16 protein-coding genes are annotated in these 16,008 nt (G+C 63.2%); 6 read left to right on the forward strand and 10 right to left on the reverse strand.

Features of this window, described 5'->3' with window-relative positions:
* Window positions 1-59: 59 nt before the first annotated feature.
* Window positions 60-1,511, reverse strand: coding sequence for an MDR family MFS transporter (locus tag BUQ73_RS03635; protein ID WP_079226706.1), 1,452 nt, complete (start codon window positions 1,509-1,511; stop codon window positions 60-62).
* A gap of 353 nt (window positions 1,512-1,864) precedes the next feature.
* Between BUQ73_RS03635 and BUQ73_RS03640 the strand changes: the two genes are divergently transcribed.
* Window positions 1,865-2,734, forward strand: coding sequence for an isocitrate lyase/PEP mutase family protein (locus BUQ73_RS03640; RefSeq protein WP_027917915.1), 870 nt, complete (start codon window positions 1,865-1,867; stop codon window positions 2,732-2,734).
* Between the two features lie 19 nt (window positions 2,735-2,753).
* On the opposite strand, the gene BUQ73_RS28440 is transcribed toward BUQ73_RS03640, so the two are convergent.
* Together BUQ73_RS28440 and BUQ73_RS03645 are read right to left on the reverse strand one after the other, a co-directional pair.
* Window positions 2,754-2,927 carry a hypothetical protein gene (locus BUQ73_RS28440; RefSeq protein WP_192858682.1) on the reverse strand — a complete coding sequence of 58 codons (174 nt, stop codon included), beginning with the start codon at window positions 2,925-2,927 and terminating at the stop codon, window positions 2,754-2,756.
* Window positions 2,928-2,974: 47 nt separating this feature from the next.
* Complete coding sequence (locus BUQ73_RS03645; protein ID WP_079226707.1) at window positions 2,975-3,883, reverse strand: LysR family transcriptional regulator; 909 nt, start codon at window positions 3,881-3,883, stop codon at window positions 2,975-2,977.
* A gap of 109 nt (window positions 3,884-3,992) precedes the next feature.
* Between BUQ73_RS03645 and BUQ73_RS03650 the strand changes: the two genes are divergently transcribed.
* Complete coding sequence (locus BUQ73_RS03650; RefSeq protein WP_079226708.1) at window positions 3,993-4,607, forward strand: NAD(P)-dependent oxidoreductase; 615 nt, start codon at window positions 3,993-3,995, stop codon at window positions 4,605-4,607.
* Window positions 4,608-4,762: 155 nt separating this feature from the next.
* Here the strand turns inward: BUQ73_RS03650 and BUQ73_RS03655 are convergent, their stop codons facing one another.
* Window positions 4,763-5,644 carry a LysR substrate-binding domain-containing protein gene (locus tag BUQ73_RS03655; protein ID WP_079226709.1) on the reverse strand — a complete coding sequence of 294 codons (882 nt, stop codon included), beginning with the start codon at window positions 5,642-5,644 and terminating at the stop codon, window positions 4,763-4,765.
* A 129-nt stretch (window positions 5,645-5,773) separates the two neighbouring features.
* On the opposite strand from BUQ73_RS03655, the gene BUQ73_RS03660 reads away from it, so the two are divergent.
* Complete coding sequence (locus tag BUQ73_RS03660; protein WP_079226710.1) at window positions 5,774-7,411, forward strand: 5-guanidino-2-oxopentanoate decarboxylase; 1,638 nt, start codon at window positions 5,774-5,776, stop codon at window positions 7,409-7,411.
* 2 nt (window positions 7,412-7,413) lie between these two features.
* On the opposite strand, the gene BUQ73_RS03665 is transcribed toward BUQ73_RS03660, so the two are convergent.
* On the reverse strand, window positions 7,414-8,334 hold the full coding sequence (locus tag BUQ73_RS03665) for an AraC family transcriptional regulator (protein ID WP_079226711.1): 921 nt from the start codon (window positions 8,332-8,334) through the stop codon (window positions 7,414-7,416).
* 202 nt (window positions 8,335-8,536) lie between these two features.
* On the opposite strand from BUQ73_RS03665, the gene BUQ73_RS03670 reads away from it, so the two are divergent.
* Both BUQ73_RS03670 and BUQ73_RS03675 read left to right on the forward strand, forming a co-directional pair.
* Window positions 8,537-8,830: a putative quinol monooxygenase gene (locus BUQ73_RS03670; RefSeq protein WP_079226712.1), complete on the forward strand. Its 294-nt coding sequence runs from the start codon at window positions 8,537-8,539 to the stop codon at window positions 8,828-8,830.
* Window positions 8,831-8,842: 12 nt separating this feature from the next.
* Window positions 8,843-9,109, forward strand: coding sequence for a hypothetical protein (locus tag BUQ73_RS03675; RefSeq protein ID WP_079226713.1), 267 nt, complete (start codon window positions 8,843-8,845; stop codon window positions 9,107-9,109).
* Here the strand turns inward: BUQ73_RS03675 and BUQ73_RS03680 are convergent, their stop codons facing one another.
* On the reverse strand, window positions 9,110-9,715 hold the full coding sequence (locus BUQ73_RS03680) for a flavin reductase family protein (RefSeq protein WP_079226714.1): 606 nt from the start codon (window positions 9,713-9,715) through the stop codon (window positions 9,110-9,112). It abuts the gene before it with no gap.
* A 101-nt stretch (window positions 9,716-9,816) separates the two neighbouring features.
* Window positions 9,817-10,143 (reverse strand): hypothetical protein, encoded by a 327-nt coding sequence (locus BUQ73_RS03685; RefSeq protein WP_079226715.1) that lies wholly within the window; start codon window positions 10,141-10,143, stop codon window positions 9,817-9,819.
* Window positions 10,144-10,497: 354 nt separating this feature from the next.
* On the opposite strand from BUQ73_RS03685, the gene BUQ73_RS03690 reads away from it, so the two are divergent.
* Complete coding sequence (locus BUQ73_RS03690; protein WP_079226716.1) at window positions 10,498-11,250, forward strand: hypothetical protein; 753 nt, start codon at window positions 10,498-10,500, stop codon at window positions 11,248-11,250.
* A 51-nt stretch (window positions 11,251-11,301) separates the two neighbouring features.
* Here the strand turns inward: BUQ73_RS03690 and BUQ73_RS03695 are convergent, their stop codons facing one another.
* The 3 genes from BUQ73_RS03695 to BUQ73_RS03705 form a co-directional block, all read right to left on the reverse strand.
* Window positions 11,302-12,621, reverse strand: coding sequence for an MFS transporter (locus tag BUQ73_RS03695; protein ID WP_079226717.1), 1,320 nt, complete (start codon window positions 12,619-12,621; stop codon window positions 11,302-11,304).
* A 266-nt stretch (window positions 12,622-12,887) separates the two neighbouring features.
* A complete protein-coding gene (locus tag BUQ73_RS03700) occupies window positions 12,888-14,222 on the reverse strand; it encodes a sigma-54-dependent transcriptional regulator (RefSeq protein ID WP_079226718.1) in 1,335 nt (444 codons plus the stop codon).
* Complete coding sequence (locus BUQ73_RS03705; RefSeq protein ID WP_079226719.1) at window positions 14,216-15,973, reverse strand: ATP-binding protein; 1,758 nt, start codon at window positions 15,971-15,973, stop codon at window positions 14,216-14,218. Before BUQ73_RS03705 ends, BUQ73_RS03700 begins: the two co-directional genes overlap by 7 nt.
* Window positions 15,974-16,008: the final 35 nt, after the last annotated feature.

Genomic DNA, 16,008 nt, shown 5'->3' on the forward strand with positions numbered 1-16,008 from the left:
TGTATTAAGCGAGCATTAATACCTTTCGGCACTCGAGCTTAGATGAAGCTCCACAGCTTTCAACGGCCGCGCAACTGACGGTCTGGCAATGCCAGGGCCGCCAACAGCCCCAGCAGCGCAACCCCCGCACTGCCCAGCAGCAGGTGACGGAACGTTTCCAGCAGCCGCATCTGCGTAGCTGGATCCGCTTCGCCGGCCTTGAGGCTCCCCAACAGCGGGTTGCCCAGCAACTCGAAACCACCCTGTTGCAGCAGCGCCAGCAGCAGGCTGGACATGCATGCCACACCCATGGCTCCACCCAGCGAGCGGAACAGGTTGGTGGTACTGGTGGCCACGCCGATGTCCTTGCTTTCCACTGCGCTCTGCGTACCCACCAGCGAGGTCGGGAACTGCAGGCCACAGGCGATACCAGTCAGCAGCATGAACACGGCACTGAACAAGCCTGACTGCGGTGGGGTGATGGCCATGGCGAAGATCGCCACGGGCATCAGCACGGCGCCTGCCAGAATCTGTGGTTTGAAGCGCCCGGTGCGGCTGGTCATGCGCCCGCCGGTGAAGGCGCCGATGGGCAGGCCCATGGCCAGCGGCAGCAGGTGCAGCGCGGCGCTGTCGGCACCGGCCCCGGTGATGCCCTGGTAGCGCAGCGGCATCAACATGGTCAGCGAGATCGACTGGAAGCTGGCGAAGAAAATCACCCCCCAGCACAGCACGGCAACCCGGTTGCCGAACAGGCCCATGGGCAGCAGCGGTTCCTGGCAGCGCCGCTCATGGCCGATGAACAAGCTCAGGCCAAGCAATGCGCAGGCGAACAGGGTCAGCACGGCGGGTGAGCCCCACGCCTGGCCCTGGCCGACCAGGGTAATGCCCAGCAGCAAACTGCCCAGGCCCAGGATCATCAGCATCGCGCCGAGGTAGTCGACCCGCGCCTGGCGACGCTGCACCGGCATCCCGGCCAGGGCGCGGCGGATCGCCCACAGCGCGACCAGGCCTAGCGGCAGGTTGATCCAGAATACCCAACGCCAGGACAGGTACTCGGTCAGCCAGCCGCCGAGCACTGGCCCAGCCACGCTGGCCACGGCGTACATGCTGCTGAAGTAGCCCTGGTAACGGCCACGTTCGCGCGGTGGCACGAAGTCGCCGATGATCGCCTGGCTCACCGACACCATGCCGCCGGCACCGATGCCTTGCAGCACGCGCGCCATGACCAGTTGCTGCATGTCCTGGGCCAGGGCGCAGGCGATCGAGGCCAGGGTGAACAGGCTGATGCCGGTGAGGATCATGCGCCGGCGGCCATACAGGTCGCCGAGCTTGCCGTAGATCGGCACCGCCACGGTCATCGCCACCATGTAGCCGGAAATCACCCAGGCCAGCAGGCCGACGTCATTGAACTGGGCCGAAATGGCCGGCATGGAAACGGCGACGATGGTCTGGTCGAGGGCGCCAAGGAAGATCGCCAGCATCAGGGCGGTCAACACATTGCGCAGGACGGTCGGGGGCAGGGCGGCGGTCACGGGGGGTACCTTGTCTGGGAGGTGACGCGAATAGCGGAATTGTAACCCGAGTTAGGTAGCTTCCTATGTACTATCTGCATCGCCTATGCAAGATCGGCATTGGCGCATTCATCCAGAGCTGCATGGCCGCGTGATATCGTTGGTATGCCACAGAGGCTGAAAGCCGCGGCCTGCACCAGCTTGGTGCAGCATTTTGCCGCAGGTCTGCACGCCGCTGTCTCCCACACCTTTTATTCCTCTGCCTGCATGTCGAGCATGACCGCCCAGATGGCGACGGTTGGAACAGGTCAGGTAGACCCGATTCAGGGGTCGGTAGCAACCGTTCAATTTCCACATATATAAGCGGAGTGATCATGCCCAAGGCTTCCCATCAAGATCTGCGTTTTGCCTTCCGCGAGCTGCTCGCTTCAGGTTCCTGCTATCACACCGCCTCCGTGTTCGACCCGATGTCGGCACGCATCGCTGCCGACCTGGGCTTCGAAGTCGGCATCCTCGGCGGTTCGGTGGCTTCGTTGCAGGTGCTGGCCGCACCCGACTTCGCCCTGATCACCTTGAGTGAGTTCGTCGAGCAGGCCACCCGTATTGGCCGCGTTGCGCAACTGCCGGTGCTCGCCGATGCCGACCACGGTTATGGCAACGCACTCAACGTCATGCGCACGGTCATTGAGCTGGAGCGTGCCGGCGTGGCTGCGCTGACCATCGAAGACACGCTGTTGCCCGCCCAGTTCGGGCGCAAGTCCACCGACCTGATCTCGGTCGAGGAGGGCGTGGGCAAGATCCGCGCGGCCCTGGAAGCGCGCGTCGACTCTTCGCTGTCGATCATCGCCCGGACCAACGCCGGGGTGCTCACCACCGAGGAAATCATCGTTCGCACCCAGAGCTACCAGAAGGCCGGTGCCGACGGTATCTGCATGGTCGGGGTGAAGGATTTCGAGCAGTTGGAGCAAATTGCAGAGCACCTGACCGTGCCGCTGATGCTGGTGACCTACGCCAACCCCAACCTGCGTGACGATGAACGCCTCGCTCGCCTGGGCGTGCGTATCGTGGTCGATGGCCATGCCGCCTACTTTGCCGCGATCAAGGCCACCTATGACTGCCTGCGCCTTCAGCGCGGCCAGCAGAACAAGTCCGAGAACCTCAGCGCCACCGAACTTTCGCACACCTATACCCAGCCAGAGGACTACATCCGCTGGGCCAAGGAGTACATGAGCGTCGAGGAGTGATCGGCGTGGCGCCGCTTCACTAACGAACGGCGCTCAAGGTTGCGGTGTGGGGCACGCAGTGTTCCTGCTCGCAACGGTTGGCCGTACTGGGCTGGCTGCGAAGCAGCTCGGCGCGCCAGCAGGCGGAGCCGTACAGCGCCGCGACCGCGGTCAGGGCCATGACCATGGCGACTCTTCTGGACTTGATGCCCATGGTGCTCACCTCCTGTTAACTGCCACAGGTGACACCTTTAAGCATAGTCAATACAGATCGCGGTCCCACTCCGGTTCGTCCTTGAACCGATGCACCAGAAAATCCAGCATGCTGCGCAAGGTCGCCGGCATATGCTTGCGCGAGGTGTATACCGCGTTCAGGTTCAGCTCCCGTGGCCGCGCTTCGGGCAGCAGGCGCAGCAGGGCGCCACTGCGCAGGGCCGTGGCTGCCTGGTAGGTCGGCAGCATGGCGATGCCGGCGCCTGCCAGTGTTGCATTCTGCAGTGTCATGACCTCGTTGGCGCTGATGTTGCCTCGCACCGGCACGGCGATCTGCTGGCCGTCTACCTCGAAATGCCAAAGGCTGTGGCCGAAATAGGCATGGGTCAGGCAGTTGTGCTGGCTCAGTTCCTCGACCCGTTGCGGTGTGCCGTGCTCGCGCAGGTAGGCGGGCGTCGCGCAGATCACCGAGCGGCACACGGTCAGGCGCCTGGCGATCAGGTTCGGGTCCAGATCGTTGCTGGTGCGGATCGCCAGGTCGATGCGCTCATCCACCAGGTTGACCGTGCGATCGAGCATCTGTAGTTCAACGTTCACGCCTGGGTAACGCCGTACATAATCGGCTACCGCACTCACCAGCTGCGCTTGGCCAAACGACGTACTGACGCTGATGCGCAGTGCACCCTTGGGCGCATCTTCCGGTTGTTGCACGGCGGCCTGCAGGTCGCCGGCCAAGTCCAGCAACTGGCGGCAGCGGGGCAGGGTCTCCTGGCCGGCGGCTGTCAGGCTCAACTTGCGCGTGGTGCGCTGCATCAGCCGTGCGCCGACCCAGTCTTCCAGTTCGGCCAGGTAACGTGACACCACAGGCCGCGATAGTTGCAGGTGGTCTGCCGCTGCCGACTGGCTGCCCAGGTCGACGACGGTGACGAAAACGCGCATGGCGTTGAGACGGTCCATGATTTGCTCGATTTCAGAAACAAACTATGTCTGAGCATCGCATTTTTTGTCATGGATCGGGCAACTAAGCTGTTGTGCATTCGTTGTTCAACTGCTGGAGAATCTACCCATGAGCAAGATCGCAATCATTGGTGCCACCGGCCGTGCCGGCAGCCAATTGCTGGAAGAAGCCCTGCGCCGTGGCCACAGTGTCGTGGCCATCGCCCGCGACCCGTCAAAGCTGCAGGGGCGCGCCGGGGTAACCACCCAGGCGCTGGATGCCAAGGACAGTGCGGCCCTGCAGCAGGCGGTCGCGGGTGCCGATGCGGTGTTGAGTGCAGCGCATTTCTCGACTCTCGACCCCCACGCCATCATCGAGCCGGTCAAGCGCGCCGGGGTCAAGCGCCTGTTGGTAGTAGGCGGTGCGGGCAGCCTGCTGCTGCCTTCCGGGCACCGTGTGATCGACAGCCCGGACTTCCCCGAAGCCTACAAGGCTGAAGCCACTGCTGGTGTGCGTTTTCTCGAGGAGTTGCGCAAGGAGCAAACCTTGGACTGGACCTTCCTCTCGCCGTCGGCGGAGTTCGTCGAAGGTGAGCGCAGCGGGCACTACACGCTGGGCAAGGACCACCTGCTGATCGGTGCGGATGGCAAAAGCTGGATCACCTTTGCCGACTTTGCCATTGCCATGCTCGATGAGCTGGAGAAGCCAGCGCATTCGCGCAAGCGTTTCACCGTCGGTTACTGAGCCGCCTGCGCTTTTCTGTAGGAGCGGCCTTGCCGGGGCGCCGGACCGGTCGGAAAGGGCTGCGCAGCAGCCCCAGCAATTCAAGCATCAAGGCTGAATCCAGGGGCCGCTTTGCGGCCCTTTCCGACCGGTCCGGCGCCCCGGCAAGGCCGCTCCTACATTCGAAAATTGGCGCGATCTTCAAGCCAATCCAGCAACTCCACCAGCCCCGGCGGCAGGCTCTTCGCCTGGCTCACCAGGTAATATCCTTTGCCGGTTTGAACCTTCAGTGCAAATGGCATGCACAGCCGCCCACCGCGCAAGTCATCAGCGATCAGCGCCCAATCACCAATCGCCACCCCGGTTCCCTGGGAGGCCATTGCCATGGCCATGTCCAGGGTTTCGAAATGCTGCTTCGGCCCTTGCGCCTCCAGTACTACGCCTGCTGCTTGAAGCCACAGTCGCCAATCATGCTCATCCCGTGACGGGTGCAACAGCATATGGCGCGCCAGGTCCTGGAGCTGTTGCAGCGCAACCGGCCCATTCAACAGCGACGGCGCGCACACCGGCGTCAGTTGCTCGTCGAACAGCTTGCGCACCCTTAGTCCATGGTTGGGCACATCGCCATAGACGACGGCGGCATCAAACCCTTCACGCCGAAAGTCCACCCCATGCTGCACCGTGGTGGTCAACTCCACCGGCACGTCGGGCCGCAGCGCCTGCCACTCCATCAGCCGCGGCAGCAGCCAGCGCATCACGCAGGTTGGTGCCTTGAGCTGCAAGGTGGCTCTGCGCCCGCCCACTTCACGCACGCCTTGTTCGATGAGGCCGAAGATCTGCTGTACCCGTGGCAGCCAGTCCTGGCCCTCGCGGGTCAGGCTCAGGCCGCGGGCCTGGCGCTGGAACAAGGCGTAGCCCAGGTGCTCCTCGAGCCCGGCGATCTGCCGGCTCACGGCACCTTGGGTGATGTGAAGCTGCTGCGCGGCGCGGGTGAAATTGCAGTGCTGCGCGGTGACCAGAAAGGTGTGCAGGGCGGGTAGGGGCGGCAGGCGTTTCATTGTACTGAGCCATGATTACAGAACATGGCTAGTATGTGTTTTTTTGCATTGTGGCGGTAGCGGTGCCTTGGGTCCAATGGGGGCAGATTCCAACAAGATTCTCTCAAACAAAATCCTAGGTGAAACCCGATGGCAACCTGCGGCGAAGTTCTGGTCAAACTCCTTGAAGGCTATGGCGTGGACCATGTCTTTGGCATTCCCGGCGTACATACCGTGGAGCTCTACCGTGGCCTCGCGGGCTCGTCGATCCGCCACATCACCCCGCGCCACGAGCAGGGCGCCGGGTTCATGGCTGATGGCTACGCGCGTACCCGTGGCAAGCCAGGCGTGTGCTTCATCATCACTGGCCCGGGGATGACCAACATCACCACCGCCATGGGCCAGGCCTATGCCGATTCGATCCCAATGCTGGTGATCTCCAGCGTGCAGTCGCGCGATCAACTGGGTGGTGGCCGCGGCAAGCTGCACGAATTGCCCAACCAGGCAGCGCTGGTGTCGGGCGTAGCAGCGTTCTCGCAGACGCTGATGAGCGCAGATGACCTGCCACAGGTGCTGGCTCGCGCCTTTGCCGTGTTCGACGGCGCCCGCCCGCGCCCGGTGCATATCGAGATCCCGTTGGATGTTCTGGTCGAGCCCGCCGACCACCTGCTGCCTGGTCGCCCTGTGCGCAGTGCCCGCGCCGGCGCCTCACCCCAGGCAGTGGCCGCCATGGCCGAGCGCCTGGCCAAGGCACGCCGGCCACTGATTCTGGCTGGTGGCGGTGCGCTGGCTGCGGGGGCGCCGCTGGCGCTGCTGGCCGAGCATTTGCAGGCACCGGTGGCACTCACCATCAATGCCAAAGGCCTGCTGCCGGCCAGCCATCCATTGCAGATCGGTTCGACCCAATCACTGGTTGCCACCCGTGAGCTGGTGGAAGAGGCCGACGTTGTGCTGGCGATCGGCACCGAACTGGCCGAGACCGACTATGACGTGACCTTCAAGGGTGGCTTCAAGATTCCGGGCAGCTTGCTGCGCATCGACATCGACCCGGACCAGACCGTGCGCAACTATCTGCCGGAACTGGCGCTGGTGGCCGATGCCGAACTTGCCGCCCAGGCCGTGCTCGAGGCCTTGCGGCAGTTACCATCGCCGGTGCCTGCCGAGGGTTGGGGCGTTGCCCGTGCGCAGCGTTTGCGCGAGTCGTTGGCGGCAAGCTGGGACCAGCCGACGCTGAGCCAGACCCGCTTGCTGACAGGCATCTTGGAACGGCTGCCGAACGCCATCCTGGTCGGTGACTCGACTCAACCGGTGTACACCGGCAACCTGACCCTGGACATGCAGGCGCCACGCCGTTGGTTCAATGCTTCAACCGGTTACGGCACCTTGGGTTATGCGTTGCCTGCAGCGATGGGTGCCTGGTTGGGCTGCGCCGAAAACATCACCGAGCGAGTACCTGCGGTCTGCCTGATTGGCGATGGTGGCATGCAGTTCACCCTGCCGGAACTGGCCAGCGCGGTTGAGGCCCAGGTGCCGCTGATCGTATTGCTGTGGAATAACCAAGGCTACGAGGAGATCAAGAAGTACATGGTCAACCGGGCCATCGAGCCGGTCGGCGTGGATATTCATACCCCGGACTTCATTGGCGTGGCGCGGGCATTGGGCGCCGATGCCGAGCATGTGGCCGATGTCGAGCAACTGCAGGCTGCGCTGGGAAGGGCGGTGGAGCGCAAGGGGCCGACGCTGATCCAGGTTGACCAGAACCAATGGCAGGCGGCGGTCGCGGGCTGATTTCAACCCGCGCTGGAGCGCAACCTCGCCACATCCCGAATCGGCGGAGCACCATATAGCCGGCTGTACTCGCGGCTGAACTGCGACGGGCTTTCGTATCCCACCCGATAGCCCGCCACCGCCGCTTCCAGGCCATCGTTGAGCATCAGCCGCCGCGCCTCCTGCAGGCGCAGTTGCTTCTGGTACTGCAGCGGGCTCATGGATGTCACGGCCTTGAAGCGGTGATGCAAGGTCGAGGTGCTGAGGTTGACCTCGCGGGCCAGGTCTTCGATGCGCAGCGGTTGCTGGAAGTTCTGGTTGAGCCAGGTGATGGCCTGGCACACCCGATGGGTCTGGCTGTTGGCCAGGGCAATTTCATACAGGCGATAGCCCTGTGGCCCACGCAGCAGGCGGTACAGAATCTCGCGACGAATCAGCGGCGCCAGCATGCCGATGTCGCGCGGCGAGTCCAGCAAGCGGACCAGCCGCAGCAGCGCGTCGAGCAGTTGCGGGTCGGTGCGCTCCACATACAAGCCGCGGCCAGAGGGCAGGTTGGGCACCAGCATTGGCCCGCTCTCTGCGATCAGTTGGCTGATTTCGGCGGGGTCGAGGTCCATGCGGATGCCCAGGCTCGGGTTCTCCGGGCTGGCGTCCAGCTTCACGCCACTCAGTGGCAAGGTCACCGATACCACCATGTAATGCAACGGGTCGTAGGCGTATTGTTCGTCGCCGAGGAACAGGCTTTTGCTGCCTTGCGCCAGGATGCACAGCGCGGGTTGGGCCAAGGTTGGTACTGAACGGACGTTCTCGGTATAGCGCACCAGATACAGGTCGTCGATGGCCGAGGCGGGGCCATAAGGCTCACCGGCGTGCTTGCGAATCAGCTCGGCCAGTTCCTGGCGTTGCACTTCCAGAGTCGGGTCGATGGACGGGGCGGTGGTCATGATGGCTTTCCTCTGCTGACCGACGCAGCATAGGTTTGGGCAATGGCGGGCGCTAGTCGAAAGCTGCACGTCGATTGCCTGATCCTGCAGCGCTGCAGGATCAGGCAATCGGTGAGCAGTAATGGCCTAACGCGCCGCGCGCGCCAGCCCCTAACCTTGGCAGCCTGGTTTTTCCGCCCGCCTGCTTCAAGGAGATCGTGCAATGACCCTACGACAACCGGTCACCCACCTGGCTTTCATCCGTGCCAGCAGCGGTCGTTCCGCAGAGCTAGGCGCCCGCCTGCGCGACCTGCTGGAGCCGTCCTTGCGCACCCCGGGCTGCCTCAGCTTCACCGTGCAGCGCTCCCAGGCCGACGCTGACCTGTGGCTGCTTAGCGGCAGTTGGCAGGATCAGCAGGCGATGAGTGGCTACTTCGCTTCGCCTACCCTCAATGTGTTCGGCGAGCTGGTTCAGCAGCAGGTCGTCAGCAGCCTCGACTTGCATACCTTCGATTGAAACACGGTTAGAATGCCGCCCCTCGATCAACAGGCGGATGGCAACATGGCACGTAGAGAATTCCCGCATTTCGAAGCGGTTTCGGCGATGGTCCCGGTGGAAGGCGGTGGCTATAACGCCGCCATCGCGGTCAAGGCCCTGGGCATGGGCGGCGCACCGCGCTTTCACAAGGTACTCGACGAGCAGGTGTTCAAAAGCGCCATGGCGGCCGACGAGGCCGCCTGCGCAGAGCTCGCTCGCCTGCAGGGCGTGGGCGAGGAAGGCGAACTGATCTGGTGATCAAGCCTGTGGGCGAGCCATCTTGAACAGGTTGCCCAACTCGAAGTAGTCCGCCGGGCCACCGCCACGCAGGATCGGTTCGGCGGCAGCGGTATCGTAGATACCGTTCTTGAGCAGGTGCTCGGCAATGTGCACCGCCACCACTTCACCCAGAATCAGCCAGCTCGGTACCAATTCCTGGTCGGCGCGCTTGAGCTGGACAATCTGGCTCACCTTGCACTCGAAGGCTACCGGCGTTTCGCCCACGCGTGGCACCTTGACGATAGACGATGGCACCGCAGTCAGGCCGCTCAGTTCGAACTCGTTGACATCGGCGGCAACGGCCGCGCAGCTCTGGTTCATCTGCTCGGCTAGCGGGCGGGTAGCCAGGTTCCAGACGAATTCGCCGGTCTGCTCGATGTTGTTCAGGCTGTCTTTGCGCCCGACGCTGCAGAAACCGATGATCGGTGGAATGTAGTTGAAGGCGTTGAAGAAGCTGTACGGCGCTAGGTTAAGCTGGCCGTCCTGGCTCTGCGAGGAGATCCAGCCGATCGGGCGAGGGCCGACGATTGCGTTGAACGGGTCGTGGGGCAGGCCGTGGCCTTTGGCGGGTTCGTAGTAGTACATCTGCCAGCATCCTGGGAACGAAGTGCCTAGTGTGCCAAGCCTTTGTCCGCCTGGAAATGATCAAGCCCGGCCGAGGCCGGGCTGGTAGCGCGCAACAGGGATCAGCTGATGCGGTGGGCGTTGGTGCGGTCGAAGCCATCTTCGGCGAAGCGTTGGCCGCCAGTGCGGTCGAAACCGTCTTCGGCAAAGCGTTGGGCGCCAGTGTGGTCGAAACCGTCTTCGGCGAAGCGTTGTGCGCCAGTGTGGTCGAAACCGTCTTCAGCGAAGCGTTGTGCGCCAGTGTGATCGAAACCGTCTTCGGCATAGCTGGCCGATTGAGTCTGGGCGGCGGCGAAGGTGTGGGCGTTGGTACGGTCGAAGCCATCTTCGGCGAAGGCGCCAGCAGCAAAAACCGACAGGGCCAGGGTGAGGATCAGTTTGCTTTTCATGGTCGTTGCTCCTTTGGGTGCGAGAGGTTGTTTGTTTCTATGGGGTTAATGCTACGCCGATTAATTTGATTAAAAAGCGCAAAAAATAGCGCCTAAAAATCGAATTAATAGATGTATTTGGCCGCAAGCGATGCCAATAAAGGGCTGCGTATGCCTTATTTGATGTGCTTCAAATCCAAGGCGAGTGCAATGCTTTGCCAGCCATTGCAGATTGAGGGTGTGGGATTAATCGGGGGTTAAGAACTAAAAATCTTAATTTGTAACAGCGTATGAACGCTTTTTTCATATATCGCCAACCGATTTTTCAGGCCCGGCTCAGCACCATCGCCGCACCTATTTCCGGAGCGGCGAACAATGAACAAACTTCCGCAAATCACCTTGGCCTTCTGGGTCATGAAGATCTGCGCCACCACCCTTGGCGAAACCGCCGGTGATCTGCTGTCGATGACCCTCAACGTTGGCTATGCGGTCAGCTCGATGCTGCTGATCAGCGTGTTCCTGGTGACCTTGTTCGGTCAGCTGTATTCGCGGCGCTATCACCCGATGCTGTACTGGCTGGTGATCCTCTCGACCAGCACGGCCGGCACCACCATGTCCGACTTCATGGACCGCACCTTGGGCCTGGGTTATGCCTCGGGCTCTGCAATCCTCATTGGTATCCTGCTGCTGACCTTCCTGGTCTGGCGCCTGAGTGGCAACCCGCTCGACGTCACCCGCATCAAGAACCGCACCGGTGAAATCTTCTACTGGGTGGCCATCCTGTTCTCCAACACCCTGGGTACCGCGTTGGGTGACTACCTGGCGGATGACTCGGGCCTGGGCTTTGCCGGTGGCGCACTGCTGGTCGGCAGCGCCATCGCCCTGGTGGTACTGGCCCGTTACTGGACGCGCATCCCGGGTGTGGTGCTGTTCTGGGTAGCCTTCGTATTGACCCGCCCGTTTGGCGCCACCCTTGGCGACGTCCTGACCAAACCGCACGAGAAGGGCGGGTTGGACTTCGGCACCATCGGCTCTTCCGCTGTGCTGGGGGGCGTACTGCTGGTGCTGGTGCTGATGGCGAGCTGGTACCAGCGCCGTGAGCCGCGTCAGGTAATGGAGATGTCCTGAAGCAAAAAGGGCGCCCTTGAACGGGCGCCCTTTTTCAATGCGGTATCACAATCAGTCAGTCGTAATCCGCGAATGTTGCTTGGTGTCTTTCATGGTCGCATACACCAGCAACGAGCAGGCGATGCACGCCGTGACGTACCAGTAGAAGCCGCTTTCCATGCCGGCGCTCTTGAACCACAGGGCCACGTACTCGGCGGTGCCGCCAAAGATCGACACGGTCAGTGCGTACGGCAGGCCGACGCCCAGGGCGCGGATTTCGGTAGGGAACAGCTCGGCCTTCACCACGGCGTTGATCGAGGTATAGCCGCTGACGATGATCAGCGCCGCCATGATCAGGAAGAACGCGCCCCACCAGGTCTGGATGGTATGCAGGGTGCTGAGGATCGGCACGGTGAACAGGGTGCCGAGTACGCCAAAGGCGATCAGGATCGGGCGACGACCGATCTTGTCGGACAGGCCACCAATCACCGGCTGCAGGCACATGAACAGGAACAGCGTGGCCGCCGAGATGGTGGTCGAGTCGCTGATGCTCATGCCCACGGTATTGACCAGGTACTTCTGCATGTAGGTGGTGTAGGTGTAGAAGGCCAGGGTGCCGCCCATGGTCAGGCCAACCACGGTCATCAGTTCCTTGGGGTGGCGCATCAGGGTGCGCATCAGGCTTTCCTTGGCCTTTTCCTTCTTGGTGAAGGAGGCAGTTTCTTCCATGCCGCGGCGCAGGAACAGGGCGACTACCGCGCACAGCGCGCCTATCACGAAGGGTACGCGCCAGCCCCAGGCATACAGCTGCTCGGTGGTCAGGGTCTGCTGTAGGATGATCAGTACCGCCAGGGCGATGAGCTGGCCGGAAATCAGTGTCACGTACTGGAAGCTGGAGAAGAAGCCACGGCGGTCCTTGCTGGCCATCTCGCTCAGGTAGGTGGCCGAGGTGCCGTACTCGCCGCCCACAGACAAGCCCTGCATCAGGCGTGCAATGACCAGCAGGACCGGCGCCGCGACGCCGATGGTTTCATAGCCCGGGGTCAGGGCGATCACCAGGGAGCCGGCGCACATCAGCAGCACCGAAGCCATCAGCGCGGCCTTGCGGCCCTTGCGGTCGGCGTACAGGCCCATCAGCCAGCCACCGATCGGGCGCATCAGGAAGCCCACGGCGAAGATCGCAGCGGTGTTGAGCAGTTGTGCAGTGGAGTCGCCGGCGGGGAAGAATGCCTTGGCGAAGTACAGCGAGAATGCGGCGTAGACGTACCAGTCGTACCATTCGACCATGTTGCCGATGGAGCCACTGAAGATCGACTTGAGGCGGCTGGCGGTGGTTTTTTCAGCGGCGGGCGCGACGGCCGCCCCGGCTGGCAGGGAGGTGGCGTTATCCATCAGGGATACCTTCTCGTTGTTTTTGTGGAGCGCGCCTAAGCGCAGCTTGCCAAGGCAATTGCAGAAGGTGTGCCAAATGGGTGCGTGGAGATCCAAATGAGGGCGCTTTTAGGGCAAGCGACCCTCCAGACGCCGCATGCTACCTGAGCCGGTAGAATTCTCTATGGGAGCGGGCTTGCCCGCGAAGGGCTGCAAAGCAGCCCCGCTATGGGATAGGAATAAGCGGATATCTGCCTATTGAAATCAGGCGATAAGCGGATTTCCGCCTACTGGCGCGAGACAAAGTCCTCACGTACCAGACCATGCCGTTGCATCTTTTCGTTCAACGTCCGTCGAGGTAGCTGCAAGGCTTCCATCACTGCCTTGATCTCCCCGCCATGCTGACGCAACGCCGCCCGCAGGCACTGGGCCTCGAAGGCCTCGATCTGCTCGCCCAGCGATTGCCCTGCTGGCACCGTCTCGATGTCCGGTGAGCCCAGCCCCAAGGCATGCCGTTCCGCCGCATTGGCCAGCTCCCGCACATTGCCCGGCCAGTCATGGGACAGCAACTGCGCCAGTTGCGCGCCGGCCAACGGTGGCGCCGCGCGCCCCAGCCTGGAGGCGGCTGCACGGGCGAAATGCTCGAACAGCAGCGGGATGTCCTCACGCCGGTCACGCAACGGCGCCAGGCGCAGTTCCGCCACGTTCAGGCGATAGGCCAGGTCCTCGCGAAAACGCCCGGCGCGGGCCTCTTCGAGCAGGTCAGGCTTGGTTGCGGCAATGATTCGCAAGTCGACGCTGATGCTCTGGTTGGCCCCCAGCCGCTCCAGCTTCTGTTCCTGGATCACCCGCAGCAGCTTGGCCTGCTGGGCCAATGGCATGCTCTCGATTTCGTCGAGGAATACCGTACCGCCGTTGGCGTACTCCAGTTTGCCGATGCGTTTGCCCTGGGCGCCAGTGAATGCACCGCTTTCGTGACCGAACAGTTCGGCTTCGAACAGCGATTCGGGGATGGCCGCGCAGTTGAGTGCAACGAACGGTTTGTCGGCACGCGGGCCGAAGTCGTGCAGGCAACGCGCCACGCGCTCCTTGCCGCTGCCGGTCTCGCCGCGTATCAGCACATTGACCGGCAGGCTGGCCAGATCCAGCACTTGCCGGCGTAGCTGCTGCAAGCCTTGCGACATGCCCAGCAGGGTCACTTCCAGGCGCGACTTGAGGTCGGCCTGCTCATGCAGGCGACGGTTCTCGAGAACCAGCTGGCGTTTTTCCAGGGCGCGGCGCAGGCTGCCCAGCAGGTGCTGCGGGGTGAAGGGCTTTTCCAGAAAGTCGTAGGCGCCGTTGCGCATCGCCTCGACCGCCATCGGCACATCACCATGGCCGGTCAGCAGGATCACCGGCAGGTCAGGGTCATCCGCCTGCAGGCGTTCGAGCAGTTGCAGGCCACCCATGCCCGGCATGCGTACATCGCTGATGATCACCCCGGCAAAGTGCGCGGGCAGTTGGGCCAGGCAGTCTTCGGCGCGGGCGAACAGCTGCACGCTGAAGCCAGACAGGCTCAGCCATTGCTCGACCGCAGTGCGGATGCTGGCTTCATCATCGACAACGATCACCGAATTCAACATACAGGCTCCAGGTCACGGGGCAGTGTCAGGCTCAACCGGGCGCCGCCCGGCAGGTTCTCGGCGTGCAACTGGCCGCCGGCTTCGACGATGATGCCATAGGAAATAGCCAGGCCCAGGCCCAGGCCTTCACCCACCGGCTTGGTGGTGAAGAAAGGGTCAAAGACTTTCGCCAGGTCCGCTTCAGCAATGCCGCCGCCGGAATCCAGCACGCTCAGGCGCCATTGCTCGTGGTCCGGTTCTATACGGACTTCCAGGCGTTTGTAGCGTTTGTCGGCCATGGCGTCGAGGGCGTTGCGCAGCAGGTTGATCAATACCTGTTCGAGGCGAATCGCATCGCCCCGGACCCATGCCGGGCGTGCCAGGTAAAGGGCTACCTCGACTTCCTCAGTGCGAATGCGGGTGTCCAGCAGGTGCAAGGCCTGGTCGACCACGGTGGCCAGGTCGAGGCGTTCGCGCAGGCCTACCGGGCTGTTGCGGGCGAAGGTCTTGAGGTGGCTGGTCAGTGCGGCCATGCGCGTGAGCATCTGTTCCAGCGGTTCGAGGGCCTTGCGCGCATCGTCGTAGCGACCGTGGTCGAGCAGCAGGCGCAGGGTTTCCAGCTGCATGCGCTGGGTGGTCAGCGGCTGGTTGATTTCGTGGGCCAAGGCTGCGGACATCTGCCCCAGCGCGGCCAACTTGGCTGACTGCACCAGGCCTTCCTGGGCGGTGCGCAGCTCGCGGGTGCGTTCCTCGACCTGGCGCTTGAGCTCATCGCGGCTGCGCTGGCGCAGGCGGGCCAGGCGCAGGCGCTGGCTGACGAACAGCGCGGCGAACACCAGGCTCAGCCACACGGCGGCGGCACCCAGTGCGGCGTTGCGGCCAGCGGCTTCGACCTGGGGCTTGCGCAGCAGGTGCAAGGTCCAGTCTTCGCCTTCCAGCGGCAGGCTTTCCCAGAGGTATTCGGCGGTGCCATCGGGGCTCTGCACACGGCTGAGGTGACTGTTGTTGGCGAAGCGGGTCAGTACCTGATGCTGAAGCGGCACCAGCGGTTGCTTATCGTACTGGCGGGTTTCGGCCAGCTCGGCGCGGTCGGCGCCACTGAGTGGCTTGAGTTCGCGGTAGCGCCAGCCATCCTGGTTGGCGATGAAGGTAATGCCGCGGGCGTCACTGACCAGTAGGATGTCGCTGCCCTGGCGCCACTCGCGCTCGAGCTCCGGGAACTCCAGCTTGACCACCATGGCGCCGAGGAAGCGCCCATGCTCGTCGCTGACTGCACTGGACAGGAAGTAGCCCGGCACGCCACTGGTCACGCCCACCGCGTAGAAGCGGCCGCTGCCCTGGCTGCGGGTCTGTTTGAAGTAGGGGCGAAAGCCGTAGTTGGAGCCCACATAAGTGGTCGGCAGGCGCCAGTTGCTGGCGGCCACGGCCAGCCCGGTGCGGTCGAGCAGCTCCAGGGTGGAAGAGTTGGCGGCGCCATTGATGCGTTCGAGTTTGAGGTTGAGCGCCTGCTGCACCTGCTCGCTGACAGGTCCGCGCAGGGCCTCGATCAGCTCCGGGTCCAGCGCCAGCACGGCGGGCAGGGCGCGGTAACGGTCGATCAGGGTGTGCAAGGCGTTGGCGTACAGCACAAGCTGCTGGCTGGCGCGGCGGGCGTCATCCTCCATTGCCTGGCGTTTGGCCTGGTGCATGGCCCAGCCGGCGCTGAGGGCGGTACCAAGCACGATCAGCAGGGTGATCAGCCCCAGACGCAGGGCGCGAAAGGAAAAGGGCATGGGGCGGATCCGGGTGATGGAAATATCAGGTCCGG

The organism is Pseudomonas putida (assembly GCF_002025705.1).
Taxonomy (GTDB): domain Bacteria; phylum Pseudomonadota; class Gammaproteobacteria; order Pseudomonadales; family Pseudomonadaceae; genus Aquipseudomonas; species Aquipseudomonas putida_J.

Bases quoted from the DNA above. Each gene is read 5' to 3' on its own strand.
- BUQ73_RS03640 (WP_027917915.1), top strand. From the start codon at position 1,865: ATGCCCAAGGCTTCCCATCAAGATCTGCGTTTTGCCTTCCGCGAGCTG.
- BUQ73_RS28440 (WP_192858682.1), bottom strand. From the start codon at position 2,927: ATGGGCATCAAGTCCAGAAGAGTCGCCATGGTCATGGCCCTGACCGCG.
- BUQ73_RS03645 (WP_079226707.1), bottom strand. From the start codon at position 3,883: ATGGACCGTCTCAACGCCATGCGCGTTTTCGTCACCGTCGTCGACCTG.
- BUQ73_RS03650 (WP_079226708.1), top strand. From the start codon at position 3,993: ATGAGCAAGATCGCAATCATTGGTGCCACCGGCCGTGCCGGCAGCCAA.
- BUQ73_RS03655 (WP_079226709.1), bottom strand. From the start codon at position 5,644: ATGAAACGCCTGCCGCCCCTACCCGCCCTGCACACCTTTCTGGTCACC.
- BUQ73_RS03660 (WP_079226710.1), top strand. From the start codon at position 5,774: ATGGCAACCTGCGGCGAAGTTCTGGTCAAACTCCTTGAAGGCTATGGC.
- BUQ73_RS03665 (WP_079226711.1), bottom strand. From the start codon at position 8,334: ATGACCACCGCCCCGTCCATCGACCCGACTCTGGAAGTGCAACGCCAG.
- BUQ73_RS03670 (WP_079226712.1), top strand. From the start codon at position 8,537: ATGACCCTACGACAACCGGTCACCCACCTGGCTTTCATCCGTGCCAGC.
- BUQ73_RS03675 (WP_079226713.1), top strand. From the start codon at position 8,843: ATGCCGCCCCTCGATCAACAGGCGGATGGCAACATGGCACGTAGAGAA.
- BUQ73_RS03680 (WP_079226714.1), bottom strand. From the start codon at position 9,715: ATGTACTACTACGAACCCGCCAAAGGCCACGGCCTGCCCCACGACCCG.
- BUQ73_RS03685 (WP_079226715.1), bottom strand. From the start codon at position 10,143: ATGAAAAGCAAACTGATCCTCACCCTGGCCCTGTCGGTTTTTGCTGCT.
- BUQ73_RS03690 (WP_079226716.1), top strand. From the start codon at position 10,498: ATGAACAAACTTCCGCAAATCACCTTGGCCTTCTGGGTCATGAAGATC.
- BUQ73_RS03695 (WP_079226717.1), bottom strand. From the start codon at position 12,621: ATGGATAACGCCACCTCCCTGCCAGCCGGGGCGGCCGTCGCGCCCGCC.
- BUQ73_RS03700 (WP_079226718.1), bottom strand. From the start codon at position 14,222: ATGTTGAATTCGGTGATCGTTGTCGATGATGAAGCCAGCATCCGCACT.
- BUQ73_RS03705 (WP_079226719.1), bottom strand. From the start codon at position 15,973: ATGCCCTTTTCCTTTCGCGCCCTGCGTCTGGGGCTGATCACCCTGCTG.